The organism is Azospirillum agricola (assembly GCF_017876095.1).
Taxonomy (GTDB): domain Bacteria; phylum Pseudomonadota; class Alphaproteobacteria; order Azospirillales; family Azospirillaceae; genus Azospirillum; species Azospirillum agricola.
The window spans coordinates 109,748-133,277 of sequence record NZ_JAGINM010000007.1 but is presented as its reverse complement, the minus strand read 5'-3'; the positions used below and the strand labels follow the sequence as shown (position 1 = coordinate 133,277).

Below are 23,530 nucleotides of genomic sequence, written 5' to 3'. Positions count from 1 at the left end.
GGTTGCCACTGCGCGGAAGGGGATGACGTGCGCCTCGCCGTGAACCAAACGCGCCCTAGCTTGTTCTGAACGCACTGTCCGGTCCCGTTTGCCCGGCGCCCCGTTTGCGAGATCCCGCCCGCAACCGGGGCACGGATAGGAGGAACCTATCGCTGCCCTTGGAAGTCACGATTGGACCTCCAGGGCTTGCTCTGGCAGATTGAGAATTGATCGCAATTGCGAGTCCGAATTACGATCCAAGACCGTTCGTTCAGGAGCTTCCGGCGTGATCACCCCCTCCCCCTCCGCGCAGTCTGCCGCTCCCCTGCCGACCCGCCGCTTCTGGACGATGATGGGGCCGGGCTTCGTCGTCGCCGTCGGCTACATGGATCCGGGCAACTGGGCCACCGACATCGCCGCCGGCGCCAGCTTCGGCTTCGCGCTGCTGTCGGCGGTTCTGATCGCCAGCCTCGCCGGCATCTTCCTGCAAACCCTGATCGTCCGGCTGACGCTGGCGACCGGCAAGGATCTGGCCCGCCTGATCCGCGACCGCTTCCCGCGCCCGGTGGCGATGGTGGTCTGGGTGGTGTCGGAACTGGCGATGATCGCCACCGATCTGGCCGAACTGCTGGGCAGCGCCATCGCGCTGAAGCTGCTGTTCGGCATCCCGATCCTGGCCGGCGTGGTGATCGCCGCCGTCGCCACCTTCGCCATCCTGGCCCTGCCGGGCGCGCGGGGCCGGGCGCCGGAGCTGGTGGTCGGCGTGCTGATGAGCGTGGTCGTCGTCTGCTTCGGCTGGGAGCTGGTGATGGCCAAGCCCGATCCCGGCGCCCTGCTGGCCGGTCTGGTCCCGACCATCGACCTGGCCCGCGATCCGGAGATGCTGTACCTGTCGCTGGGCATCATCGGCGCCACCGTGATGCCGCACAACCTGTACCTGCATTCCGGCCTGGTGCGCTCGCGGCTGGCCGCCGAGGCGACCGAGGCCGACCGCAAGCGCGCCGCCCGCTGGCTGACGATCGACCTGTCGGGCGCCCTGGCGCTGGCCGGTCTGGTCAACGGTTCGATCCTGGCGGTCGCCGCCATCGCCTTCCAGGGCATCGCCCCGGACGCCGCGGCGCCCGGCATCGAGGACGCCCACGCGCTGCTGGGCAGCACCATCGGCGGGGCCGCCGCCCTGGTCTTCGCCATCGCCCTGCTGGCCGCCGGTCAAAGCTCCACCACCACCGGAACGATGGCCGGGCAGATCGTGACGGAAGGCTTCCTGAACCTGCGTCTGCGCCCGCTGACCCGCGCGCTGGTCACCCGTGGCGCCTCGCTGATCCCGGCGCTGGGCATACTGTGGAGTTCGGGCGACGGGTCGGCGGACGAGCTGCTGGTGTTGAGCCAGGTGATCCTGGCGCTGACCCTGCCCTTCATCCTGGTGCCGATGCTGCTGCTGCTGCGCAACCGCAGCCTGATGGGCGGGCTGGCGATGGCGCCGCTGACCCTGCGGATCGCCAGCGTCATGGTGGTCGTGCTGACGGCGCTCTCGGGCTGGCTGGCCGGAACCTCCGCGATGGCCTGACTGACGGGGGCATGACGGGAGTCGGGCCGGCGCGCTCGACCTGAGGCGGGGAATGGTCCATCCTGCGGCCCCTTCCCCGCCACCGCCGACCGGACACCGCGCCATGGATGCCGCCCTCGAACAACGCCTGACCGACCTGGAAAGCCGCCTTGCCCATCACGAGCGCATGGCGGAGGAGATGTCGGAGGTCATGTTCCGCCAGGGCCAGACCATCGACCGGCTGACGCTGCACATCCGCCAGATGCGTGACCGGCTGGCCGAGGTCGAATCCGGCGGGGGCCGCTCGCCCCAGGACGACCGCCCCCCGCCGCACTACTGAGCAGCCAGCCGCATCACCGTCACCACACCGGACGAACCCCGCATGCGACGCCCCGCCGCTCTCCCCGCCGCTCTCCCCGCCCTCGTCGCCCTGGCCTTCCTCCCGCCGGCCTTCGGCGCCTCGGCCGCCGAGCCCCGCCCGATGGCCGTGTCCTGCGCCGTGGCGATGCCGCCCGGCCCCGTGCCGGGACTCCCCGGCTCCCTGCGGATGGTGGAGAAGCTGACCGTCCCGCCCGGCCACGACGCCCACCGCCATGTCCACGACGTCGTGGAGTACATGGAGGTGCTGAGCGGCACCGGGCACCTGACCATCGACAAGCGCCCGGACGTGCCGCTGGCGCCGGGCGTGGTCGTGGAGATTCCGCCCGGCACCCGGCACCAGCAGCACAACGCCAGCGACACCGAACCGCTGGTCTACACCGCGACCTTCATCGGCAAGGGCGGCGCGCACGCCCTGACCACCTACAAGGGCGAGAAGGACGGCAACGCCGGCTGTCCCCACCGCCTGCCGAAGTGATCCGTCAACCGTCGTAGACGACCTCGGTCATCATCCCGGTCGCCATGTGCAGAAGGTTGTGGCAGTGCAGCGGCCAGCGGCCGGGGTTGTCGGCGTCGAAGACGACGGTCACGGCGGCACCGTCCGGCACCAGCACCGTGTCGCGCACCGCCCCGGCCAGCGGCTTGCCGTTCAGCCCGACCACCTGGAAATGATGGCCGTGCAGGTGCATCGGGTGGGCCATGCCCGACGTGTTCTCCAGCGTCAGCTCCACCCGCTGCCCCCTGGCGACCTCAAGCGGGACATGCGCGCCGAAGGCCCGGTCGTCCAACGTCCAGACGTAGGGCGTCATCGAGCCGGTCAACCGGACGCGGCGGACGAGATCCGCCGGCCGCGCCGCCAGTGGCGCCAGGGCGGTCAGGCCGGCTTCCAGGGACAGATCGAGCGGCCCGGCCGGCCGGTCGGCGCGGTCGGACAGCTTGGCCACCGACGCGCCGGGGGTGGCGAGCAGGATGCCGGTGCGCTCCACCGCCCCTTCGCGCAGCGCCAGGATGGGGAAGACGCCGCCGCCAGCCGGCAGGGTCAGACGGATGTCGAGGCGCTGGCCCATCGACATCCCGAAGCGCCGCCCTTCGACCGGACGAACCGGCGTGCCGTCCACGGCGACGACCTGTCCGGTCAGGGTGCCAAGGTCGATGTGGAAGGCGGTCGAGGTTGCGCCGTTGATGATGCGCAGCCGCACCCGGCCGCCGCGCTCCACCCGCACCACCTCCGGATCGGCGAGGGTGCGGTCGTTGGCGAGGTAGGCGTCGTACTCGACGTCGTTGAGGTCCATCGCCATCGCGCCGTCCCCATGACCGCCGCCATGACCGCCGCCATGCCCAGCGGAACCGGGCATGGCATGCCCGGCCATGCCCCCCTGCGCCGGCATGGCGTGCGAGGCGTGGCCCGCCGCCGCCGGGCCGGCCCCATGCCCGCCGCCGTGGGCGGAAGAAGCGGCTCCGCCCGTCAGGCCGGCCAGCAGGTCCGCCGGGTCGCGGAAGGTGAAGTCGTGGAGCAGGACCGTCACCTCCTGCTCGTCGGCGCGCAGGTCGTCCGCGGTGCGCACGATCAGGGGAGCCGCCATCAGCCGCTGCTCCTGCAAGCCATGGTGGGAGTGCATCCAGTGCGTGCCGGGGCGCGGGGTAAAATCGTAGCTCCGCGTCGCCCCGTCCGGGATGGTGGGGCGGTTGGCGTCGGCGACGCCGTCCTGCGCGTAGGGCGGAGTCTGGCCATGCCAATGGATGACGGTGTCCTCGCCCGACCGGTTGGTCAGATCGACCCGGAAGGGCTGGCCGGGGTCGAGCGCCAGCCCGGCCGCGCCGTTGGGCTGGCGGATGCCGAAGACGGTGGCGGCCTTGCCGTTCACCTCCAGCGTGCGGCGCTCGACCCTCAGCCGAAGGGGGGTGGCCTGCGCAAGGGCTTGGCGGGGGAAGGCGGGAAGCAGGGCGGCACAGCCGCCGGCCGCCGTCGCGGCGAGCAGCCGGCGGCGGGAAAGCGCGTGAGTCATGAGGGACTCCGGAAATCTCGGTGGGATGCGCGAAGCGCGCGGCTTCGGTGTCGGTTCCCCGGACGGTGCGGGGAACGGTCCGTCATCCCAGACGGGGCGGCGGCAAGTCCGGCGGTACGCCCTCGCCCTCCAGCAGCGCCACGCCGGACGGGGGGCTGGAGCGGCCGGACGGCATCGTCATCGCCATGGCCTCGGCGGCGATTCCGACATGCATGGACACGCAGGCGGGTCCGGCGCAGCAGGGAGGACGCGACGAATCCGGCCGATGGTGGCAGGGTGCGTCGGCACCGGGCATGGACAGGACGGGCCGGACGCTTGCCGTCGTGGCCTGGGCCGTTCCGGAATGATGGCCCGCCGTTGCCGCGCCGGTCGCCTCCCGGTGATGGGCGTGCGGCGAGGGCGCGGCCGAGGCGGCGACGGGCCACAGCAGGACAGCCAGCAGCATGGCTCCCGCCAGCGCCGGCATCCTCCGCCACAGCCTTGTCCAAGCCTTGATCCGCATCCGGCGCCGTCCTGGTTTGTCCCGATCCCTCAGATAGGCCGAACGGCGGAGCCGGTCAATCGGCCAACCCCTTCGCCAGCCCCATTAACCTTATGGGCATAGCTGCCCTCGCGAGCATGGAACTGCAACAAACCCCACCTATATTGGCCGTCACCCGAAACAAACCCCTGTTCCCTCGTCATGACCGTCACCGCCCGCCAGGGCCAGCCGAACGCCCGCCAACTGCATTGCGCCTGCTGTGGCCGCCCCTTCTCCCGCCCGTCGACGCGGGGGCCGGCGCCGCTCTACTGCTCGGCCGATTGTCAGAAGCAGATGCGGGTGCGCTCGCGGGTGTGGAGCCGGACGAGTCAGCCCCAGCCCCGCGATCCATTCCGCCAAGCATCCTGACACGGGCGTCCTGAAATCCGTCACTGGATGGTGATGGTCGCGCTGTCGCTGCGGCCGTCGGCGTCGAGCACCGTGATCCGCACCGGCCCCGGCCCGTCCGGGCGCCACACCACGTCGCGGGCGATGGGCGACAGGGCGATGCGCCGCCCGTCGATCAGCCAGGACAGCGGACGCCGCCCGCCGGACGCCGACAGGGTCAGCGGCTCCCCCCGACCGTCGGGGCCGAGCGCCTCTACCTCCATGTCGCCGCTGGGAAACAGCAGGCGCGGCCGGTCGGGCTGCTGGCCGTCCATCAGGGCCGGGCTGCCGGCGTGCAGCCGGCGCAGCAGCTCCGCCGGCGGCGCCGAGGCGATCGGTCCGGCCGGACGTCCACGGTCGCGGGGCAGCAGGTCGAAGACCTGGAAGAGCAGCGGGGCCGCCGTGTTGCGGCCGTAGCGGTCGGGGCTCGGCGTGCCGTCGGGGCGGCCGGCCCAGACGCCGACCGTGTAGCGCTCCGTCACCCCGAAGGCCCAGGCGTCGCGGAAGCCGTAGCTGGTCCCCGTCTTCAGCGCGATGGGACCGTTTCCCCGCAACTCCTGCGCCTGCACCGTGCCGGGCGGCGGGGGGCTGCCTTCGAGGATGGCGCGCACCTGCTGGGCGGCGGAGGCCGACAGCAGCCGCGTTTCCGCCCCATCGCCGCCTTCCGGCGTCGCCCGCAGCGGCGCCACCATGCCCTCGCGCGCCAGCCCCGCGTAGAGCGTCGCCATGTCCCACAGATTGATCGAGGCGCCACCGAGCGCCACCGGCAGCCCCGGAACGGTGGTTCCGGCCGGCATGACCAGCCGCGCGCCGACCCGCCGCAGCGCGTCGGCGAAGCGCAGCGGCCCGACCCGGTCGAGCACCAGCACGGCCGGGATGTTCAGCGAGCGCTGCAACGCCTCCTGGATGGTCAGGTCGCCGTTGAAGCCACGGTCGAAGTTGCGCGGCGCGTAATCGCCGAAGCGGGTGGAGACGTCGGCCACCTGGGTCAGCGGGTGGATGATGCCGTCGTCGAAGCCCAGCCCGTAGATGAAGGGCTTCAGCGCCGACCCCGGCGAGCGCACCGCCCGCACCATGTCGATCGGCCCCAGCCGCCGCTCGTCGAGCGCGTCGGAACTGCCGAGATAGGCCAGGACCGAGCGGGTCCGGTTGTCCACCACCAGCACCGCCAGCCCGGCGCGCTCGTGCAGGGTGGCGGCCTCGCGGCGGGCCAGCGCCTCGACGGCGCGCTGGAGGTCGCCGTCCAGCGTGGTCGCCACCAGCGGCTCGCCCGGCCGCTGCGCCCGCAGCGCCTCGGCCAGATGCGGAGCGGAAGCCGGAAGCGGCAGGCGAAGCGACGGCACCGGCTCGGTCTTCGCCTCCTCCGCCGCCTTCACCGACAGGATTCCGGCCAGCACGGCGCGGTCGAGCACCTTGTCGCGCGCTGCCCGCGCCCGCTCCGGGTAGCGGTCGGCGCGCAGCCGCGACGGCGCCTGCGGCAAGGCCACCAGCAGCGCCGCCTCGGCGGCGTCCAGCTCGGTCGGCGGCTTGCCGAACAGCATCAGGGAGGCGGCGCGGATGCCCTCGACGTTGCCGCCATAGGGAGCGAGCGTCAGGTACATGCCGAGGATCGCGCGCTTGTCGTAGCGCCATTCGAGCTGGGCCGCCCGCGCCGCCTCGATCAGCTTGGCCGACAGGGTGCGGGGGCGCGGCTCCAGCAGGCGGGCGACCTGCATGGTCAGGGTCGAGGCCCCCGACACCACCCGCCCGGCCCCGAGATTCTGGCCGACCGCCCGCAGCACCGCCAACGGATCGACACCGGGATGGCTCTCGAAACGGCGGTCCTCGTAGGCCATCAACAGATCGACGAACAGCGGCGCCACGTCGCCGGCCGCCGCCGGCAGGCGCCACGCCCCGTCGCGGTTGGTGAAGACGCGCAGCGGCTTGCCGCCGCGATCCGCCACCGTCACCGACAGCTCGCCCAGCCGGGCGAGCGGCGGCGGGAACAGCGCGTCGAGGGTGAGCGCCGTCCCGGCCAGCGCCCCCAACGCGGCGGCGCCCATCGCAACGATGGGCAGGGCGCCGGTCAGGAGTTTGCGCAGACGCGCCCGCAACCCGTCACTCCGCCGGATGGACGGTGATGCGGCCGACGGTCTGCCGGGCGAAGAAGCGCGGCTTGTACATGTCCTCCACCACCGCGCCCGGCATCTCGTAGACGCCCGGCGTGATGGCGCGGACAACGAAGGCCAGCTTGAAGGTCTTCTCCCCCTCCGACAGATCCACCGCCGCGACGAAGCGGTCGTCGCGCGCCTCGCTCGTCCGGGTCGCGCTGAGGTCGCCGAGCCAGGACAGGTCGGAGACCGACCCCGCCCCGAGATTGGCGTTCTCGATCTCCCAGCCCGCCGGCAGCGGGTGGGTGATGGCGACCTGATGGTAGAGGTTGGTGTTGGCCTCGCCCTCCAGCACGACGACGAACACGTCGTTCTGGCGGATGGTGTCGAGGTTCAGCGGCTCGCCCTTGCGGGTGAAGAAGTTGCGCTTGACGCGCAGCCCCTCGCGGGCCGCCGGCAGCGGCGTCACCGGCACGCCGGACACCGACACCGCCTGCCACACCGCCGCCTTGCCGGCGTTGGAGACCGGCAGCCCGGCGGTGAGCTGGGCCAGGGTCGGCGTCAGGTCGACGCGCGGGCCGTCGCGCCTCACCCCGCCCGGCAGGGTCAACTCGACGCGCGCCGGGGCGCCGCGCAGCAGCGTGTCGGCGGCCAGCACCGACCACGCCTTCTCCTGCGTGTTGGTGCGGTTCGCCGCGGTGGCCGAGGCCGGCAGGCGGTCGAGCAGCGCCGGCAGCCGGTTGCCGGCCAGATTGACCTCCGAGGCCAGCACGATCAGCGCCGCCGCGTCGCGGACGGTCGAGCCGTAGTCGGCGTGCCATTCATCACGGGCCAGCCAGCCGGCGGCGGAGTCGAAGGCGCTGGTCGCGCGCTCCGTGTCGCCCATGCGGGCGAGCGCGGCGCCGAGCTGCCCCTTGGCGAGCGGCGTCGGCAGCTTGTCGAGCGCGGTGTCGTGCAGGTAGCGCGCCGGCCCCGGCAGGGAGATGCCGGCCAGCGCCAGCGTGTGCAGGGCGTAGGCGCGCACCGCCAGCTCCTCCGGCTCGCTGGCGCTGGCGATGGCGCGCTGGCGCAGCCACGCCAGCGCGTCGGCCAGCGGCTTGTCGGGGATCGCCTGCCCCTTCTGCTTGGCGCGGACCAGGAACTCGGTGGCGTAGGCGGTCAGCCAGCCGTCGGCCTGATCCTGCGCGCTCCACAGACCGAAGGCGCCGTCGAAGCGCTGCTTGTCGAGCGTGCGTGAGATCGCCTGCTGGACGCGGCTCTCCAGCCCGTCGTCCGGCTTGCGGTCGGTGCCGAGCGCCAGCTCCACGTCCTTCACCGACATCAGCGGCAGCGCGCGGCTGACCGTCTGCTCCAGGCAGCCGAACGGGTAGCGGTCGAGCGCCCGCAGGATGCCGCCGACGTCGAAGGGCGGCGCCGTGGTGAAGCTGGCCGACCACGCCGTGGTTCCCGGCACATAGGCGGCCAGTTCCGCCCCGTCGAAGCGCAGGGATTCGCCGGGCGCCACCTGACGGGTGACGAACTGGGTCTCCACCCCGCGCGCCGGACGCACGGTGATGCCATACTCGTGGGCGACCGCGAGAACCTCAGTCCCGTTGGCGGGGCCCTTGACCGACAGGGCGACGTGGCCGATGCCGGCCGACAGGCCCTTCAGCGGGACGATCAGCGTCTTGCGCTCGCCCTTCTCCAGGGCGACCGACAGGTTGCCGCCCTGCACCGACACGGCGTCGCGGCCCTCGACCGTCACCGCGTAGGTGCCGGCGGCGGCCTCGACGTTGTGGAGCGAGAGCGTCACCCGGCTGTCGTCGCCGGGGGCGAGGAAGCGCGGCAGGATGGCGTCGGCGACCAGCGGGTCGCGCACCGTCACCGGCTTGTCGGCCGAACCGACCCGGCCACGGCTGTAGGCGACCGCCATCAGGCGAAGCTCGCCGTTGAAGTCGGGCACGTCGAAGCGGACGCGGGCGATGCCGTCGGCGCCGACCTTCACCGGCCCCTTGAACAGCGACACCACGGTGAAGGGCACCACCGGCAGGCCGGCGCCGCTGGAATCGCCGCCCTGGCGCAGGGCGCCGAACGGCCCGTCGAGCGCGTCGATCAGGTGCCCGTAATCGTCGCGGATGTCGAGGCCGAGCGTCCGCTTGCCGAAGAAATGCTTACCCGGCTGCGGGCTGGCGAAGTCGGTCAGGCGCAGGATGCCCTCGTCCACCGCCGCCAGCGTGACGTAGGCGTCCTCGGTCAGGCTGCCGCCGCCGGCCGGCGTCACCTTCAGCGCGACCTCCAGCGGGCCGTTCGGGCGGATGGTCGCCGGGGCGTCGAGCGCCACGTCGAGCGTGCGCACCGACGGGTCGATGCCGACCCAGGCGACGCCGAGCGCCCGCACCGGCTGGCGCTCCCGCCCCTTGACCGGCGGGCGGTAGGCGGTGGCGGTGACGTAGGCGCCGGGCCCCCAGGCGGCGTCCACCGGGATCTCGACGGTGGCGCCCTCGGCGGGGACCGACAGGGCGCGTACGTCGAACAGCCGGTCGGTCGCCACCGTCAGCAGCACCTCGCCGGCGAAGGGCGGCGCGATGCGGAGACGGGCGGTGTCGCCGGGGCGGTAGGCCTGCTTGTCGGTCGAGACCTCCAGCTTGTCGGGCACGTCGCCGCTGTCGTCGCCGCCCTGCCAACCGACGTAGAAGCGGTAGGAGGAGGCGACGCCCGCCGCCTTGTCAGTCACCTCGACACGGTAGCGGCCGAAATCGTGCTTACCCAGCGCCAGCGCCACCGGCTTGTCGGCCAGCGCCGCGACGGTGCCCGACGCCAGCGAGACGTTGCGGACGCTGGAGTTGTAGCTGTAGCGGCCGCCCTGCCGGTACCATTGGTAGACGACGCGCTCCTCGACCAGTTCCCAGCTCAGGCCGGGCTTGGCGATCTGGGTGCCGTCGGGGGCTACCGCCACGAGGTCGAAGCCCGCCTCCTGCCCCTCGCCGATGCGGCCGTCCTTGAAATGAGGGCGCAAGCCCAGCGCGTGGGCCTTGGGGCGCACCGGCACCGACACCGACTTGCGCACCGGGCGGCCGCCCGGCTCGGACAGGGTGGCGGTGATCTGGGCGCGCAGCGGGCGGCTGGTGTCGGGGACGTCCTTCAGCTCCACCGCGACATGCGACCGGCCCTGTTCGTCGGTGGTCGGGAATTCAAGCTCGGTGAATTTCGAATCGAAGCTGTCCTGCACCCGGCCGAAGCGGAAATCCTTGAAGTTCGGATAGGGAACGGGATCGGGCTGGAGCAGCACCTCCGCCGTGCCGTCGAGGCCGGCGGCGGGCGGGCCGTAGAGGAAGCGCCCCTGCGCCACCACCTCGAACGGCTGGCCCGGCACCAGGATCGGCCCGCCGGCCGTCAGGTCGAGCGCCAGCTTGATCGGCACGAAATCCTCGACCTGGAAGGAGCCGCGCCCGACCGGCTCGCCCTTCGGGTCGCCGTAGACCAGCACCTGCCAGCCGCCGATCGGCGCCGTGCGCGACAGGCTCAGCGGCAGGGCGACGCCGCCGGCCGCCTGGACCTGGACCGGGGCGGAGTAATACTCGGTCCCGCTCGGGCGCAGCACCTTGACGGTCAGCGGGAAATTCTCCACCGCCTCGGTCTTGTCGTCGCGCAGCAGGACCGAGAGGTTGACGGTCTCGCCCTGCCGGTAGACCCCACGGTCGGTGTAGACGAAGGCGTCCATCGGCCCCGGCGCGGCGCGGCCGCCGACGCCACGGTCGCTGAGGTCGAAGGCGGAGCCCGTCAGATCCTGCATGGCGAAGTCGGTGCCGAGATAGGCCATCACCATGTCGGGGGTGTTGCCGCCGGTCTTCATCAGGCCGGGCGCGAAGCGGGCGCGGCCCAGCTCGTCGGTCTTGACCCGCGCCAGCTCGGTGTTGTTGCGGGCGACCAGCGCCACCTCGACCCCGGCCAACGGCTTGGCGGTGCCGTAGGACCGCGCGAAGACGGTCAGCCCGTCGGCGCCGCGCAGGCTGGTCAGCCCGATGTCGGAGACCAGCACCCACTGCGTCGCCAGATCGTCCCAGGGGTCGGCCGGCTCGACGTCGGCCGGCTGGGCGGTGACGGCGTAGAGGCCCGGCTTGGGATCGTCGCCGACCGCCTTGCGGAAGGGCAGCGCCACCGTGGTGTCGCGGTTGCGCTCGCCCTTCACGTCCATCTCGCCCTTCCACACCAGCTCGCCGTTGCGGTCGGCCAGCACCTCGGCGGAATTGGCGGTCAGCGGGTTGAACAGCCGCCCCTCCGACATGCCGGGAACCAGCGCGCGGTCGGTGATGCGGTAGACCGCGACCGCCAGCTTGTCGGCGTTCACGGCGATCAGCGGAATCCCGTCCGGCCCGCTGCGCGGCAGGATGAAGGCCGAGCCGCGGAAAGCCGCCATGGCTGGGCGGTCGGGCACCCGCACCGACTGGGTTTCGTCGGCCTTCAGGTCGATGCCGTTCTCGCCGGGCAGGCCCTGGCGCAGGGTGACGGTGTAGCCGTTGCCATGGGTGACGCCGCGCAGGCACAGCGTGTTCTCGCGCGCCTCGACCGAGAGCTTGGTCGGCGGCTCGACCCGCAGATAGTCATCGAAGCGCACGCCCTTGCGGGTGCTGAGCTGGTCGGAGAACTGGAAGCAGGCGCGCGGAGTCGCGTCCGGGTTGACGGTGACGGCGGTCAGCCGCAGGCCGGCCTTGCGGCGCATGGCGATCCAGCGCCCCTCCAGCCCCGGCGCGCGGGCGTCGAGGATGCCCGGCTCGATCCGCCCGGCCATCTCGCGGATGGAGGCCAGCGCCTTGGCCGCCTCGTCCGGCTTGCCGAAGGATTCGTCCATCAGCGTGGCGATGCGCCAGAGGATGGCGACGCGGTCCTCGTCCTTGGCGTCGGTCCGGCCGGCCAGCACGGCGGCGTGCAGCGCGCGCTCCTTGTTGGGGGCGGGCAGCGCCGACCAGGCGGCGCTCAGCTCCAGCCAGACCGACGGCGTGTTGGCGCCCTGGATGATGGCCTGCTCGAATTTCGGGATGGCCGAGGTGGCGTCCTTGCGCTCCATCGCGGCGCGCGCCTGCTTCAGCGCGTCGGCCTGGAGCTTGGGATTCGGCTGCGGTCCCGCCTTGGCGAACAGGCTGTTGCCGTAGGCCGCCGCGTCGGCCAGCGCCCCCGGCGGCGAGTAGTCGGCCCCCGCCGGGCCGGACGCCATCAACGCCACCACCAGGATCCAGACCAGAGCCAGCAGCCTTGCCATCATGTCGCCTTCAACGAAGTTCGCGGGATGAGTTCGCGTGCGCCTCCGTTATACGCTTGATAACAGTGCCTTGACGACCCACCCAGCCGGCCTATCCATCCTGAGTTGCCAAGCGCACGAACTCCCGCTCGGCGGCGCTGCGGTGGCGGTCGCGGTGGCGCACGAGGTGGAAGGCGCGCTCCGGCAGATCCAGCCCGGCGACCGCGACGAGGCGGCCGTCGCGCAGATCGTCGCGCACCACCAGATCGGACAGCACGCTCACCCCCAGCCCGGCGAGCAGCGCGTGGCGGATCACCGAGCCGCCGGGCAGCGTCATGGCGACGGTAAGGTCCGCCGGGTCGAGGCCAACGGCGCGGACCGCCGATTCGAACAGCGCGCGGGTGCCCGATCCGGGTTCGCGCAGGATCCAGCGCGCGGCGGCGAGGTCGCCGGGCGTGGCCGTCCCACGCTCCACCCAGGGATGCTCGCGGGCGACCGCCAGCACCAGCCGGTCGCCCGGCACCCGCTCGCTCATCAGGGCCGGGTCGCTCACCGCGCCCTCGGCGATGCCCAGTTCGGCGCGGCCGTCGCGCACCGCCTCGGCGACACCCTCGGTGTTGCCGATCGACAGGTCGACGCGGATCCCGGGAAAGGCGACGGCGAAGCGGGCCAGACGCGGCGGCAGCCAGTGATTGCCAACCGTCTGGCTGGCGACCAGCCGCAGCGTGCCGCGCGCCAACCCCGACAGCTCGGCCAGCATCGCACCGGTCTCCTCGACCTTGCGCAGGATCGACCGCGCCTCCGCCCGCAGCAGGGCGCCGGCGGCGGTCAGTTCCACCCGGCGGCCGATGCGGTCGAACAGGCGCAGGCCGTGCTCCGCCTCCAGCGCCGCGATGGCGGCGCTCACCGCCGGCTGGGACAGGCGCAGGGACTCGGCGGCGCGGGTGAAGTGGAGGGCGTCGGCAACCGCCGCGAAGATGCGCAACTGCTCCAGGGTCATCGGCGAGGCTGCTCCGGTGGGTCGGCGTGGATGCCGGAACTCCGCGTCAGGCGAAGCACAGAATGCCGATCAGGCTGAAGGACGCAAGGAACAGCGTCGCCCCGAGGCCGAGCAGCAGCGGGCGCGGCCCCCTGGCCAGCAGCTTCGAGGGATCGGCGTCCAGCCCCATGGCGCCCAGCGCCATCGCCAGCAGGAAGGGGGCGGCCTGCCCGGCCCAGTGGCGCGCCGCCTCCGGCAGCAGCCCGGCGCTGTTCAGCGCGATCAGCCCGAGGAAGCCGGCGACGAACCAGGGCAGCGGCGCCGGCCCCCCATCCGCCCCTCTCCCGCCGCGCCGGGCCAGCGTGGCGCCCAACGTCACCACGACCGGGGCCAGCAGCATGACCCGCCACAGCTTGGCCAGCGTGCCGATCTCCCCCGCCTCCTGCCCATCCTGGAAGGCGGTGGCGACCGCCTGCCCGACCTCGTGGATCGACGCCCCCGCCCACAGGCCGAAGACGTGCGGATTCAGCGCCAGCGCCTCGGCCAGCAGCGGGTAGGCCAGCATCGACAGCGTGCCGCACAGGGTGACGCAGGCGATGGCGTAGGCGACGTCCTCCTCCTCGGCGCGGGTGACGCTGTTGACGGCGAGCACCGCCGACGCGCCGCAGATCGAGGTTCCCGCCCCGATCAGCCGGGCGAGCCCCGGCTCCACCCCCAGCGCGCGGCCAAGCCGCCCGGTGAACCACAGGCTCGCCGCCAGCGAGGCGGCGACCACCGCCAGCCCGGCGACGCCCAGCGTCCCCACCTGCGCCGCCGTCACCTGGGCGCCGAGCAGCACCACCGCGCCGCGCAGCAGCGGCCGCACGGTGAAGGCGACGCCCGGCCGCAGACTCTCCCGCGCGCCGACAACGGCGCGAAGCGCCATGCCGAGCAGCACCGCCAGCAGCAGCGGGCTGACGCTGTGCCAGCCGAAGGCGGCGACCAGCGCGGAGGCCGCTCCGGCCAACAGGGCCGACACGGCGATTCCGGGAAACAGACGGGGGACGGTGCCTTGGATCATCATCGTTGCGGCCTCCAATTTCACAAGGAAACTGGAGGGAAATCGATGATCGGTCCAATTTATTGTCTTTACCGTTTCGATCAAAAAAACGGATCGGTCACGCGAACAGGCCGGTGAAGGGCAGGAAATCGACCAGATCGCCGGGACGGATGGCCGTCGTTTCGGCCGGCATGTCGACCAGCCCATCGGCCTCGACCATCGAGGTCAGCACGCCGGAGCTGTTGCTCGGGAACTTGACCGCCAGCGGACGACCGTCCGCCCCGCGCTCCAGCCGGGCGCGCAGGAACTCGCGGCGCCCCGCCTTCTTGTCGAAGGAGAAACCGGCGACCACGAGGCTGCGCGGGGTCGCGGTGCTCATGGCGCCCGACAGCCGCAGCACCAGCGGTCGGCCGACCAGCAGGAAGGTCACCATCGCCGACACCGGGTTGCCCGGCAACCCGAGGAAGGGCGTGTTCCCCACCCGCCCGAGCGCCAGCGGCTTGCCCGGCTTGATGGCCAGCGTCCACAGATCGATGGAGCCCAGCGCGTCGACCGCCGCCTTGACATGGTCCTCCTCGCCGACCGACACGCCGCCGCTGGTGATCAGCAGATCGGCGGTGCCGGCCGCGTCGGCCAGCGCCGCGCGGGTGGCGTCGGGCCGGTCGGGCAGGATGCCGAGGTCGCGGACCTCCACCCCCAGCGCGTCGAGCTGGGCGGCCAGCGTGTAGCGGTTGGCGTCGTAGATGGCGTGGTTCGGCTTCGGCGTTCCCGGCTCACGCAACTCGTCGCCGGTCGAGAACAGCACGACGCGCAGCCGCTTGCGGACGCTCAGCGACGCGCGGCCGACGGCGGCGGCCAGCCCGACCTCCTGCGCGCGCAGCCGCTGGCCGGGGCGCAGCACCACCGAGCCGGCGGTCATGTCCTCTCCGGCCGGGCGGATGTTGGCGCCACGCTTCAGGGCGGCGGGAACCAGCACGCCGTCGCCTTCACCCTGGCAATCCTCCTGCATGGCGACGGTGTCGGCACCGGCGGGGACCGGCGCGCCGGTGAAGATGCGCACCGCCTGCCCGGCCCCGACCACGCCGTCGAAGCTGGAGCCGGCCGGCACCCGGCCGACCACCGACAGGTGCCGGAACCCGCCCGCCACCTCGGCCCCCGTTCCGGCGGCGTAGCCCCAGCCGTCCATCGCCGACACGTCGGCCGGCGGCACGTTCAGCGGGGCAATCACGTCCTCCGCCAGCACACGGCCGAGCGCCGCGCGCAACGGCACCTCCTCCGTGCCGGTGACGGGACCGAAGCCCCGATCGATGCGGGCGACCGCCTGGTCGAGCGACAGGGCGGTCGGGCCGTGAGCGGTGCAGTCATCCATCGAAATCGTCCTTACCCGGTGTCATGGTCGCGGTTGCGCGAGCAGGCGTATACCGCATACCACACGACGACGCCTTGTCCTGGGTCAAGCGTCCGTTCGTCAAACCAGCAAGAAGCGGCGCGGCCGCTTCAGCGCACCAGTTCGCGCATCGCGCCGTCCAACCCCTCCAGCGTCAGCGGAAACATCCGTCCGTCCATCAGGCGCTGCATCAGCCGCGTGCTCTCCGAATAGGTCCAATACTGTTGCGGCGTCGGGTTCAGCCACACCGCCTTGCCGTAGACCGACAGCAGGCGCTGCATCCAGACCTGCCCGGCCTCCTCGTTCCAATGCTCGACGCTGCCGCCGGGATAGACGATCTCGTAGGGGCTCATCGCCGCGTCGCCGACGAAGACCAGCTTGTAATCCGCCGGATAGGTGTGCAGCACGTCGAAGGTCGGGATGCGTTCGGTGTGGCGCCGGGCATTGTCGCGCCAGACGCCCTCATAGACGCAGTTGTGGAAGTAGAAGTGCTCCAGATGCTTGAATTCGCCGCGCGCGGCGGAGAAGAGTTCCTCCACAAGCCGGATATGGTCGTCCATCGAGCCGCCGACGTCGAGGAACAGCAGCACCTTCACCGCGTTGTGCCGCTCCGGCACCATCTTCAGGTCGAGCCAGCCGGCGTTGGCCGCGGTGGCGCGGATGGTGCCCGGCAGGTCCAGTTCGCTGGCGGCACCCGTGCGGGCGAACTTGCGCAGGCGGCGCAGCGCCACCTTGATGTTGCGGGTGCCGATCTCCACCCCGTCGTCCAGATTGCGGAACTCGCGCTTGTCCCACACCTTCACGGCGCGGCGGTGGCGGCTCTCGTGCTGGCCGATCCGCACGCCCTCCGGCTTGTAGCCGTAGGCGCCGAAGGGCGAGGTGCCGGCGGTGCCGATCCATTTCGACCCGCCCTGGTGCCGCCCCTTCTGCTCGGCGAGCCGCTGCGCCAGGGTCTCCATCAGCTTGTCCCAGCCGCCGAGCGCCTGGACCTGCGCCTTCTCCTCCTCGGTCAGGAAGCGTTCGGCGAGCTTGCGCAGCCACTCCTCGGGGATGTCGGTGACGGGCACCTCGTCGGCGCCGCCCTCCCCCTCCCCCGTCACGCCCTTGAAGGTCCGGCCGAACACGCGGTCGAATCGATCGAGATTGCGCTCGTCCTTCACCAGACAGCTGCGGCTGAGGTAATAGAACTCCTCGACGCGGAAGGACGCGGTTCCCTGCTTCATGGCCTCCATGAGGGTCAGGTACTCCGTCAGCGAGACGGGGACGCCGGCCTTGCGCAGATCGAAGAAGAAAGTCGTGAACATCAGCGGTCCTTCGCGCGGGTCTCGGGCGGAGAGTAACGCCGGACAGGAAAGAACGCCATGAGCCCCTCCAGCAGCCTGCCCCCCACTCCCCTTCTGGACTTCGCCCGCGCGCTGGATTTCGCCGCGCACAAGCACATCGACCAGCGCCGCAAGGGGGTGCGCGCCGAACCCTACGTCAACCACCTGTCGGAGGTGGCGCTGCTGGTGGCCGAGGCGACCGGCGGCGCCGATCCGGTGGTGGTGATCGCCGCCTTGCTGCACGACACGCTGGAGGACACCGACGCCAGCTACGAGGAGATCGAACGCCTGTTCGGGCCGGAGGTCGTCAAGGTGGTGGCCGAGACGACCGACGACAAGCGCATGTCCAAGGCCGAGCGCAAGCAGCACCAGATCGACGCGGCGCCGACCGCCTCAACCCGCGCCAAGCTGGTGAAGCTGGCCGACAAGGTGTCGAACCTGCGCTCCATGGCCGCCAGCCCGCCGGCCGACTGGCCGCTGACCCGCAAGGTCGAGTATTTCGAATGGGCACACGCCGTGGTGGCGGGCCTGCGCGGCACCGACGCGCGGCTGGAGGCGCTGTTCGACCGCGCCTATCACGACGGGCTGGCGGAATTGCGCGGCGAAAGTGTTTGAGGCGACGGCGGCTTCCCGCGTCCATCAGCGGCAAGCCTGAAAAATTCCATCCACAGATGAACACAGATAAACACAGATTCTGGGAGAAACGAGAATCGGTGCTCATCGGTCAATCCGAAGCTCACCGCCTCATCCCTTTCCTGTGTGCCTATCTGTGTTCATCTGTGGATAAAGAAAAACCGCAAGCTTGGACGACTCAACCGAGCAGCCGTGCCGTCGTCCAAGCTTGAGCGCAAGCCGCCCGATCAGAATTTCTGCGACCGGCGGATCATCCGGTCGATTTCCTGCTGCACGAGTCGCTCCACGATGGTCGGCAGATTCTCGTCCAGCCACTCCTTCAGCAGCGGCTTCAGCAGTTCGCGCACAACCTCCTCCACCGTGCGGATGCCGATCGGCATCGGCCCGATCGACAGGTCGTCCCCCAACTCACGCGCCAGATGGGTGAGATGGTGCGAGGCATCCTCCGCCGTCCGGCGGGAGATCAGGCCGTCGTCCACATCGACGGGGCGACGGCGCGGGCGTGGCGGGGGCGGTGGTTCGTCGTCCTCGAAATCGTCGAAGGCCGGCGCCGGCCGCCGCGCCGCGGGGCGGGGCGGCGGGGGCGGCTCCGGTTCGGGTTCGTCGAACAGCGACGGGCGGGGCGGCGGCTCGGGAAAGGCGGGCTCGTCCTTCCACGGATCCGGCTCCGGCTCTACGAAATCCGGCATCTCGGCGACCGGATCCTCCTCGACCATCTGGGTGAGTTCCAGAACGTCGTCGTCATCCTCCTCCTCCATCATCGGAGGGGGCGGCGGCGGAGGCGGTGGCGGGGGTGGCGGAGGCGGGGGTGGAGGCGACGCGGCCTCGGTCTTCGCGGGCTCGCCGTCCTCGGAAATGATCCGACGGATGGAGGCGAGGATTTCCTCCATCGATGGTTCTTGCTGGCCCTTATCGCTCATCGTCGAAAACCCGAGACGTCAACCCGCCCCAAACCTAGGGCAGACGTCGGTAAAAAGCCACAATACAAAAACGGCCCGCTTTCGCGGGCCGTCTCGTTTCACTCGGACACCGAGGTGCCGAACCATTTGCCCCGCGTCTTGTCGTAATTCGCCTGGGGATCGTAATACTGGATCGGCAGGTTGAGCTGCTGCGCCGTCAATTGTCCCGTCGCCGCGAGAACATTGAAGGCCGCGACCATTTCGTCACGCTGGGCGCGCACCAGGAAGACCCGGCCGTTCAGCAGTTCCTGCTCCTGGTTCAGCACGTCGAGAACGGTGCGGGAGCCGACCTGCGCCTCCTGCCGGACGCCTTCCAGGGCGATTTCCGCCGCCTTAATCTGCGCCGAGTAGGACTCGATGCTGGCGCGGGCGGTTTGCAGGGCCTGCCACGCGCTGATCGCCGATTCCGTGACGGACCGGCGCGCCTCCTCGATTTGCAGGCGGGCCTGGTTCGCCGTCTGCTTGGCCTCGCGGACCAGGGCTTCCGGCTGGCCGGCCTGATAGAGCGGGATGGTCACCTGGGCGGTGAGCTGCGCGCTGTCCGACCGCTTCAGGTCGACGCCCGACGAGCGGCCCGGATCGTAGTTGCGGGTGCCGGTGGCCGACAGGTTGACCGACGGCAGCATGCGGCCGAACTGCTGGTCGACCGTCGCCTGCTGCGCGGCCTCCGTGTAGCTCGCCGACAGGACGTTCGGGTTGTTGGCGCGGGCCAGCTCGACCAGCTCGTCCAGCGTCTTGGGCAGCTTGAAGGAGGGCTTGGGCGCCTTCAGGTTGCCGGGGGCGGCGCCGACGACGCGCTCGTAGGTCGCGCGCGAGGCCTTGAGCTGGCCGTCGGCCGAGATCTTCGAGGCGATGGCGCCGGCCAGACGCGACTCGGACTGGCTGACGTCGGTGCGGGTGTATTCGCCGACGCGGAAACGGTCGCGGGCGGCGTCGAGCTGGCGGCGCAGCACCTGCTCGTTGTTGTTCTGGAGCTGGAGGACCGCCTGGTTCTGGACGATGTCCAGATAGGCCTGCGCGGCGTTCAGAAGGATCGTCTGCTCGCTGGCGATCAGCGAGGCGCGCTGCGCTTCGACAAGCCGCTCGGCCCGGCGGACGGCAGGACCTACGGTCGCGTCGTAGACCGGCTGGCTGGCGCTGAGGCCGAGGCTCTTGGCGTTCGCCTCCGACCCGGTCGAACCCCCGTCGAACTTGCTTTCGCTGATCGAGCGGGTGACGCCGGCGGTGGCGCGGACGGTCGGACGGTAGCCGGACAGCGCCTGCGGAACGCCTTCGTCGACGGCGCGCAGGCGGGCGCGCTGGGCACCCAGCGTCGGGTTGTTGGCGTAAGCCTGGGCCAGCGCCTGTTCCAGCGACTGGGCCCACGCCACGCCGGCCCCGCCACCCAGCGTGGCGGTCAGGGTCAAGGCCGTCGCCAGCAAGGGGCGCGCAAAACGGCTTCGCACGGTCATGTTCAATAGACCTTCATGTTCGGGTCGATTCGGCGCGCCCAGGCATCGACGCCGCCATCGAGATTGATGGCGCGGTCGAAACCCTGGGAACGCAGCCACATGGTGACTTGCGCGCTGCGGCCACCGTGGTGGCACACGACGACGATGTCGCGGTCCTTCGGCAATTCCGCGACGCGGGCCGGAAGGCCGTTCATCGGAATGTGCAGGCTGCCGTCGATGGCGCACAGGCCATACTCCCACGCCTCGCGCACGTCGAGGACGAGGGCGCCGTCGCCGGCTTTCCGGCGGCGGTCCAGCTCTTCGACCTCGATCTCGATCTCGAACGGTGCGGGCATGGGGCTATCACTTTCGCGCAAGGGTACCGGCGACGGTAACGCAGAACCGCAAGGATGTGAACTGCACGGTTCAGTTCAAACGATCATCAGAACACAAAAGACGTCTTTTTCTCGAATCCCGGCAGCGCGTGGGGCTGCGCCTCGAACAGGATGCGGCTGGACAGCACGCCGCCGGCGCGCTGGAACAGCCGGACCTCGCCGACTCCGCGCTCGTCCCGCACGATGGCGACCAGACGGCCGTCCTCGGCGAGCTGCGCGGCCAGAGCCGCCGGAACCTCCGGAATGGTACCCTCGATGACGATGACGTCGTAAGGGCCGCTCTGGGCGTACCCCTCCGCCATCGGGGCGGTCACGATGGTGGCGTTGGCGACACCCTGGGCGGCAAGCGCGGCGGTGGCGGTGGCGGTCAGGCCCGCGTCGCTGTCGACGCCGACCACCGAGGCCGCCAGACGGGCGAGAACCGCCGTCGAATAGCCGCCGGCGCAGCCGACGTCGAGCACCCGGTCGGTTTCCTGCACGGAAACGAACTGGAGCATGCGGGCGAAGACCATCGGCTCGAGCAGATAGCGGCCATTACCGAGCGGCAGGTCGTCGTCGACATAGGCGACGCCGCGGGCGGATTCGGGAACGAAGAGCTCGCGGGGGGTTTCGGACAGGACATCGACGAGGCGATGGTCCGTGACCTTGTTCGGACGAATCTGTCCCTCGACCATGAAGAAGCGGGCGGCGGCGAAATCGGTCATGGCGGTCGCTTGTATGGATGTGTTGTGACGGCACCGGCACCAAGCCGACCACGAGACGGCTCCTGCCATGGCGGTTTATATAGCCGCAAAGCCTTCAGGAACACAACGTCACAGCCGCGCGGCTCCAGCTTCGGCGCCCGGTCGCGGCGGCGCGATGAAGGAAGGTGATAAAAGCGTCACCATTCGCCTTGACCGGCCGGCGGCGGGTCGCTATACCACCGCTCCACACCGCGACGCTCTCCCGACGGGAACGGCGTCGACGCTGACAGGATGGCGCGGTGGCAGAGTGGTGATGCAGCGGACTGCAAATCCGTGTACGTGGGTTCGATTCCCGCCCGTGCCTCCATCCTAAAAGACAATCACATCAGATGGTTGGCCCCGCTCCGGCGGGGCTTTTTGTTGGCCGGCGCACCGCGCGGACGCCCATCCCGCTCCCGCGTCCAAAAGGAAAAGGCTCCGGCGATGGCCCGAAGCCGGCACGAATCGGGCATCGGCCGGAAGCGCCCTGTTTCCGGAATTCCCGCCCTCTTCGCGCATCGCCCGGATTCCGGACGGCCGGCATCGGAAGAGGGAAGGATCGCCCGATGGGCCGGTGTAGGCTTGGGCGACCGCCCCATCCATACCGGCGAGGCACCAGATGACCGACGACGCGACGACCGATGACCGGCAGTCCCCGCGAATCCAGCGACTGAGACCGACGCCCTGCACGCGATCACCCTGGAGGCCGGCTCCGCCCGGTCCGCCCTGTGCGAACACGAGCTGGTCATCCGGCTCGACAACATCCTCGCGCTGGCCCAGGCGGCTCTCCGGGACGGCACCGCCTAGCCACGGTCATTCGCCCCAATCCATCTGGCCGTCCCAGCTGCTGTCGGACGAGCCGGCGGTGACGCCGTAACCGCTCTCGTAGGAGGTCGGGCTGCCGCCGGAGGAACCACTGACGGCTCCGCTCGCCCCCGGGGAGTTCCCCGGCGAATCCATCGACACGCCACTGCACGCCGCGGCCGACAGGCAAAGCACGGTGATCGACATGGCCTTCGCAAGCATCGCTTTGCTCTCCCCTCTTCCTCATGGGTTTGGTTGCCCACAGGGAACTGACGCGGGAATGCTGCGAAGCAACACCAGCCAGAAGCATATGTCCGAACGGGGGACCGAAACGGAGCGGGACTACACCCGCGTCGGTTTCCCCCGTGGAGGGAAACGGCTGGAGGTCGCCCCGGCGGCCGGACGGCGGTAGTCCGGCGCGTCGGGATCGGGCCCAGGCCCGGCCTTGGCCGCCTGCGCGTGGGCGATCGCCGCCTCCAGGTCGCGGATCCGTTCCTGCAAGGGCTGGATCAGGGCGGCTCCGGCGCCGCGCCCCTTGAACTGATCGAGATCCTGCTTCAGCCGGGCCGCCTGGCTCTTCATCTCGGCCAAGCTCGGCTCGCCGGGCTTCTTGCTCGTGCGGTAGACGCTTTCCTCATGTCGGCTCACGGGAAGAACCTCCTGATTGCGTTCGGTCGCGTCGGCAGGACCGACGCCCGCATGCTAATCCGCATCCGCCGGAACCGCAGCAAGCTTCCGCGGTTCCGGAGAAACAATCCTGCGATCCGGCCCCTTTCGTTCAGAAAGGCCCGTCCTCTTGCGATGCCGCCAAGCTCCACCGCCGCCGCCGTCACCGCCCGCCCCTTTACAAACCCCGGAATCGCATCGACCATGGGATGAGGCCGCCCGGCCTTGCTCTCATCGAACGACGCCTTTCCGGAACGAACGCGCAGCATGATCGATCCCGACAGCCGGTACACGCCCGTCCTCAACTGCATTCCGTCCCGCAACACGCAGGCGGACTGGACATGGCAAGCGGCGCTCGACAGCGGAGCGGTGCCGGCCGTCTCTTCCCGTCATCTGCCCGATTCGGTGGATCTGCGCGACGACCGCTGGCCGGTGAGTTGCCAGGGAGCGAGCGGCGCCTGCGTCGGCTTCGCCACGGCCGACGGCGTGCTGCGCTACCACTTCGCCCGGAAGGCGGTGATCGACATCGCGGTCCGGCTGTCGCCGCGCTTCATCTGGATGGCCGACAAGGAAACCGACGAACTCACCAGCTACCCGACGACCTTCATCGAGGCCGAGGGCGCCCAGCCGAAACGGGCGCTGGAGATCGCCCGGCAATATGGATGCGCGCTGGACGACGATCTGCCGATGGACGGGCCGCTGTGGCAGGGCACAGCCGAGGCCTTCTACGCCAAGGCGGCCAGATTCCGCATCGCCAGCTTCCACAATCTCGGCGTCAGCCCGGCGGTGTGGCGGAAATGGCTGGCCACCAACGGGCCGATCCTGACCCGCCTCGACGCCGACGACTCCTGGATGGGGGCCGGGGCGGACGGCGAACTCGAACGCCACGACCCGCGAAGCGTCAAGGGCGGCCATGCGGTCTGCGTCGTCGGCTACCGCCGCGACGGCAGCTTCATCGTCCGCAACAGTTGGGGGCCGGGCTGGGGCGACCGGGGCTTCGCCTACGCCAGCGCCGACTATGTCCGCTCGGCGTTCCGCGAAGGCTACGGGGTCGTGGTCTGACAAGCCGCAGG

Annotated in this window: 19 protein-coding genes and 1 tRNA gene; 6 read left to right on the top strand and 14 right to left on the bottom strand. The window is 70.9% G+C overall.

Going from position 1 to position 23,530, the window contains the following annotated elements:
- The first annotated feature begins 265 nt into the window (after positions 1 to 265).
- The 3 genes from J2847_RS12275 (at position 266) to J2847_RS12265 (ending at position 2,381) form a co-directional block, all read left to right on the top strand.
- Positions 266 to 1,546, top strand: coding sequence for an Nramp family divalent metal transporter (locus tag J2847_RS12275; RefSeq protein ID WP_325169390.1), 1,281 nt, complete (start codon positions 266 to 268; stop codon positions 1,544 to 1,546).
- Between the two features lie 103 nt (positions 1,547 to 1,649).
- Entirely contained in the window at positions 1,650 to 1,865 is a 216-nt protein-coding gene (locus J2847_RS12270) for a SlyX family protein (RefSeq protein ID WP_209779247.1), read from the top strand.
- A 42-nt stretch (positions 1,866 to 1,907) separates the two neighbouring features.
- A complete protein-coding gene (locus tag J2847_RS12265) occupies positions 1,908 to 2,381 on the top strand; it encodes a cupin domain-containing protein (RefSeq protein WP_209779246.1) in 474 nt (157 codons plus the stop codon).
- A gap of 4 nt (positions 2,382 to 2,385) precedes the next feature.
- On the opposite strand, the gene J2847_RS12260 is transcribed toward J2847_RS12265, so the two are convergent.
- The 8 genes from J2847_RS12260 to J2847_RS12225 form a co-directional block, all read right to left on the bottom strand.
- On the bottom strand, positions 2,386 to 3,909 hold the full coding sequence (locus J2847_RS12260; protein ID WP_209779245.1) for a multicopper oxidase family protein: 1,524 nt from the start codon (positions 3,907 to 3,909) through the stop codon (positions 2,386 to 2,388).
- Between the two features lie 82 nt (positions 3,910 to 3,991).
- On the bottom strand, positions 3,992 to 4,411 hold the full coding sequence (locus J2847_RS12255) for a hypothetical protein (protein WP_209779244.1): 420 nt from the start codon (positions 4,409 to 4,411) through the stop codon (positions 3,992 to 3,994).
- A gap of 407 nt (positions 4,412 to 4,818) precedes the next feature.
- Positions 4,819 to 6,909, bottom strand: a complete 2,091-nt coding sequence (pbpC, locus tag J2847_RS12250) for a penicillin-binding protein 1C (RefSeq protein WP_233474479.1) — start codon at positions 6,907 to 6,909, stop codon at positions 4,819 to 4,821.
- Between the two features lie 4 nt (positions 6,910 to 6,913).
- A complete protein-coding gene (locus tag J2847_RS12245) occupies positions 6,914 to 12,145 on the bottom strand; it encodes an alpha-2-macroglobulin family protein (RefSeq protein WP_209779243.1) in 5,232 nt (1,743 codons plus the stop codon).
- An 88-nt stretch (positions 12,146 to 12,233) separates the two neighbouring features.
- Positions 12,234 to 13,121: a LysR family transcriptional regulator gene (locus J2847_RS12240; protein ID WP_209779242.1), complete on the bottom strand. Its 888-nt coding sequence runs from the start codon at positions 13,119 to 13,121 to the stop codon at positions 12,234 to 12,236.
- Positions 13,122 to 13,167: 46 nt separating this feature from the next.
- Complete coding sequence (locus tag J2847_RS12235; RefSeq protein ID WP_209779241.1) at positions 13,168 to 14,163, bottom strand: YeiH family protein; 996 nt, start codon at positions 14,161 to 14,163, stop codon at positions 13,168 to 13,170.
- 94 nt (positions 14,164 to 14,257) lie between these two features.
- Positions 14,258 to 15,508: a molybdopterin molybdotransferase MoeA gene (locus tag J2847_RS12230; protein ID WP_209779240.1), complete on the bottom strand. Its 1,251-nt coding sequence runs from the start codon at positions 15,506 to 15,508 to the stop codon at positions 14,258 to 14,260.
- 128 nt (positions 15,509 to 15,636) lie between these two features.
- On the bottom strand, positions 15,637 to 16,830 hold the full coding sequence (locus J2847_RS12225) for a vWA domain-containing protein (protein WP_209779239.1): 1,194 nt from the start codon (positions 16,828 to 16,830) through the stop codon (positions 15,637 to 15,639).
- A 57-nt stretch (positions 16,831 to 16,887) separates the two neighbouring features.
- Between J2847_RS12225 and J2847_RS12220 the strand changes: the two genes are divergently transcribed.
- Entirely contained in the window at positions 16,888 to 17,463 is a 576-nt protein-coding gene (locus tag J2847_RS12220) for an HD domain-containing protein (protein ID WP_209779238.1), read from the top strand.
- A gap of 245 nt (positions 17,464 to 17,708) precedes the next feature.
- On the opposite strand, the gene J2847_RS12215 is transcribed toward J2847_RS12220, so the two are convergent.
- The 4 genes from J2847_RS12215 to J2847_RS12200 form a co-directional block, all read right to left on the bottom strand.
- Positions 17,709 to 18,401: a DUF2497 domain-containing protein gene (locus J2847_RS12215; protein ID WP_209779237.1), complete on the bottom strand. Its 693-nt coding sequence runs from the start codon at positions 18,399 to 18,401 to the stop codon at positions 17,709 to 17,711.
- A 98-nt stretch (positions 18,402 to 18,499) separates the two neighbouring features.
- Positions 18,500 to 19,891 (bottom strand): TolC family outer membrane protein, encoded by a 1,392-nt coding sequence (locus tag J2847_RS12210; RefSeq protein ID WP_085557049.1) that lies wholly within the window; start codon positions 19,889 to 19,891, stop codon positions 18,500 to 18,502.
- Between the two features lie 2 nt (positions 19,892 to 19,893).
- Positions 19,894 to 20,226, bottom strand: a complete 333-nt coding sequence (locus J2847_RS12205) for a rhodanese-like domain-containing protein (RefSeq protein ID WP_209779236.1) — start codon at positions 20,224 to 20,226, stop codon at positions 19,894 to 19,896.
- An 86-nt stretch (positions 20,227 to 20,312) separates the two neighbouring features.
- Positions 20,313 to 20,969: a protein-L-isoaspartate O-methyltransferase family protein gene (locus tag J2847_RS12200; protein ID WP_209779235.1), complete on the bottom strand. Its 657-nt coding sequence runs from the start codon at positions 20,967 to 20,969 to the stop codon at positions 20,313 to 20,315.
- Between the two features lie 272 nt (positions 20,970 to 21,241).
- Between J2847_RS12200 and J2847_RS12195 the strand changes: the two genes are divergently transcribed.
- Positions 21,242 to 21,315: transfer RNA gene (locus J2847_RS12195), tRNA-Cys, on the top strand.
- A gap of 485 nt (positions 21,316 to 21,800) precedes the next feature.
- On the opposite strand, the gene J2847_RS12190 is transcribed toward J2847_RS12195, so the two are convergent.
- Both J2847_RS12190 and J2847_RS12185 read right to left on the bottom strand, forming a co-directional pair.
- Entirely contained in the window at positions 21,801 to 22,013 is a 213-nt protein-coding gene (locus J2847_RS12190; RefSeq protein ID WP_209779234.1) for a hypothetical protein, read from the bottom strand.
- Positions 22,014 to 22,133: 120 nt separating this feature from the next.
- Positions 22,134 to 22,439, bottom strand: a complete 306-nt coding sequence (locus J2847_RS12185) for a Gas vesicle protein V (protein WP_209779233.1) — start codon at positions 22,437 to 22,439, stop codon at positions 22,134 to 22,136.
- Between the two features lie 285 nt (positions 22,440 to 22,724).
- Here J2847_RS12185 and J2847_RS12180 point away from each other — a divergent pair, with 285 nt between their 5' ends.
- Positions 22,725 to 23,519 (top strand): C1 family peptidase, encoded by a 795-nt coding sequence (locus J2847_RS12180; RefSeq protein ID WP_209779232.1) that lies wholly within the window; start codon positions 22,725 to 22,727, stop codon positions 23,517 to 23,519.
- Positions 23,520 to 23,530 lie beyond the last annotated feature (11 nt).

Bases quoted from the DNA above. Each gene is read 5' to 3' on its own strand.
- J2847_RS12270 (WP_209779247.1), top strand. From the start codon at position 1,650: ATGGATGCCGCCCTCGAACAACGCCTGACCGACCTGGAAAGCCGCCTT.
- J2847_RS12265 (WP_209779246.1), top strand. From the start codon at position 1,908: ATGCGACGCCCCGCCGCTCTCCCCGCCGCTCTCCCCGCCCTCGTCGCC.
- J2847_RS12260 (WP_209779245.1), bottom strand. From the start codon at position 3,909: ATGACTCACGCGCTTTCCCGCCGCCGGCTGCTCGCCGCGACGGCGGCC.
- J2847_RS12255 (WP_209779244.1), bottom strand. From the start codon at position 4,411: ATGCGGATCAAGGCTTGGACAAGGCTGTGGCGGAGGATGCCGGCGCTG.
- J2847_RS12245 (WP_209779243.1), bottom strand. From the start codon at position 12,145: ATGATGGCAAGGCTGCTGGCTCTGGTCTGGATCCTGGTGGTGGCGTTG.
- J2847_RS12240 (WP_209779242.1), bottom strand. From the start codon at position 13,121: ATGACCCTGGAGCAGTTGCGCATCTTCGCGGCGGTTGCCGACGCCCTC.
- J2847_RS12235 (WP_209779241.1), bottom strand. From the start codon at position 14,163: ATGATGATCCAAGGCACCGTCCCCCGTCTGTTTCCCGGAATCGCCGTG.
- J2847_RS12230 (WP_209779240.1), bottom strand. From the start codon at position 15,508: ATGGATGACTGCACCGCTCACGGCCCGACCGCCCTGTCGCTCGACCAG.
- J2847_RS12225 (WP_209779239.1), bottom strand. From the start codon at position 16,830: ATGTTCACGACTTTCTTCTTCGATCTGCGCAAGGCCGGCGTCCCCGTC.
- J2847_RS12220 (WP_209779238.1), top strand. From the start codon at position 16,888: ATGAGCCCCTCCAGCAGCCTGCCCCCCACTCCCCTTCTGGACTTCGCC.
- J2847_RS12215 (WP_209779237.1), bottom strand. From the start codon at position 18,401: ATGAGCGATAAGGGCCAGCAAGAACCATCGATGGAGGAAATCCTCGCC.
- J2847_RS12210 (WP_085557049.1), bottom strand. From the start codon at position 19,891: ATGACCGTGCGAAGCCGTTTTGCGCGCCCCTTGCTGGCGACGGCCTTG.
- J2847_RS12205 (WP_209779236.1), bottom strand. From the start codon at position 20,226: ATGCCCGCACCGTTCGAGATCGAGATCGAGGTCGAAGAGCTGGACCGC.
- J2847_RS12200 (WP_209779235.1), bottom strand. From the start codon at position 20,969: ATGACCGATTTCGCCGCCGCCCGCTTCTTCATGGTCGAGGGACAGATT.
- J2847_RS12190 (WP_209779234.1), bottom strand. From the start codon at position 22,013: ATGCTTGCGAAGGCCATGTCGATCACCGTGCTTTGCCTGTCGGCCGCG.
- J2847_RS12180 (WP_209779232.1), top strand. From the start codon at position 22,725: ATGATCGATCCCGACAGCCGGTACACGCCCGTCCTCAACTGCATTCCG.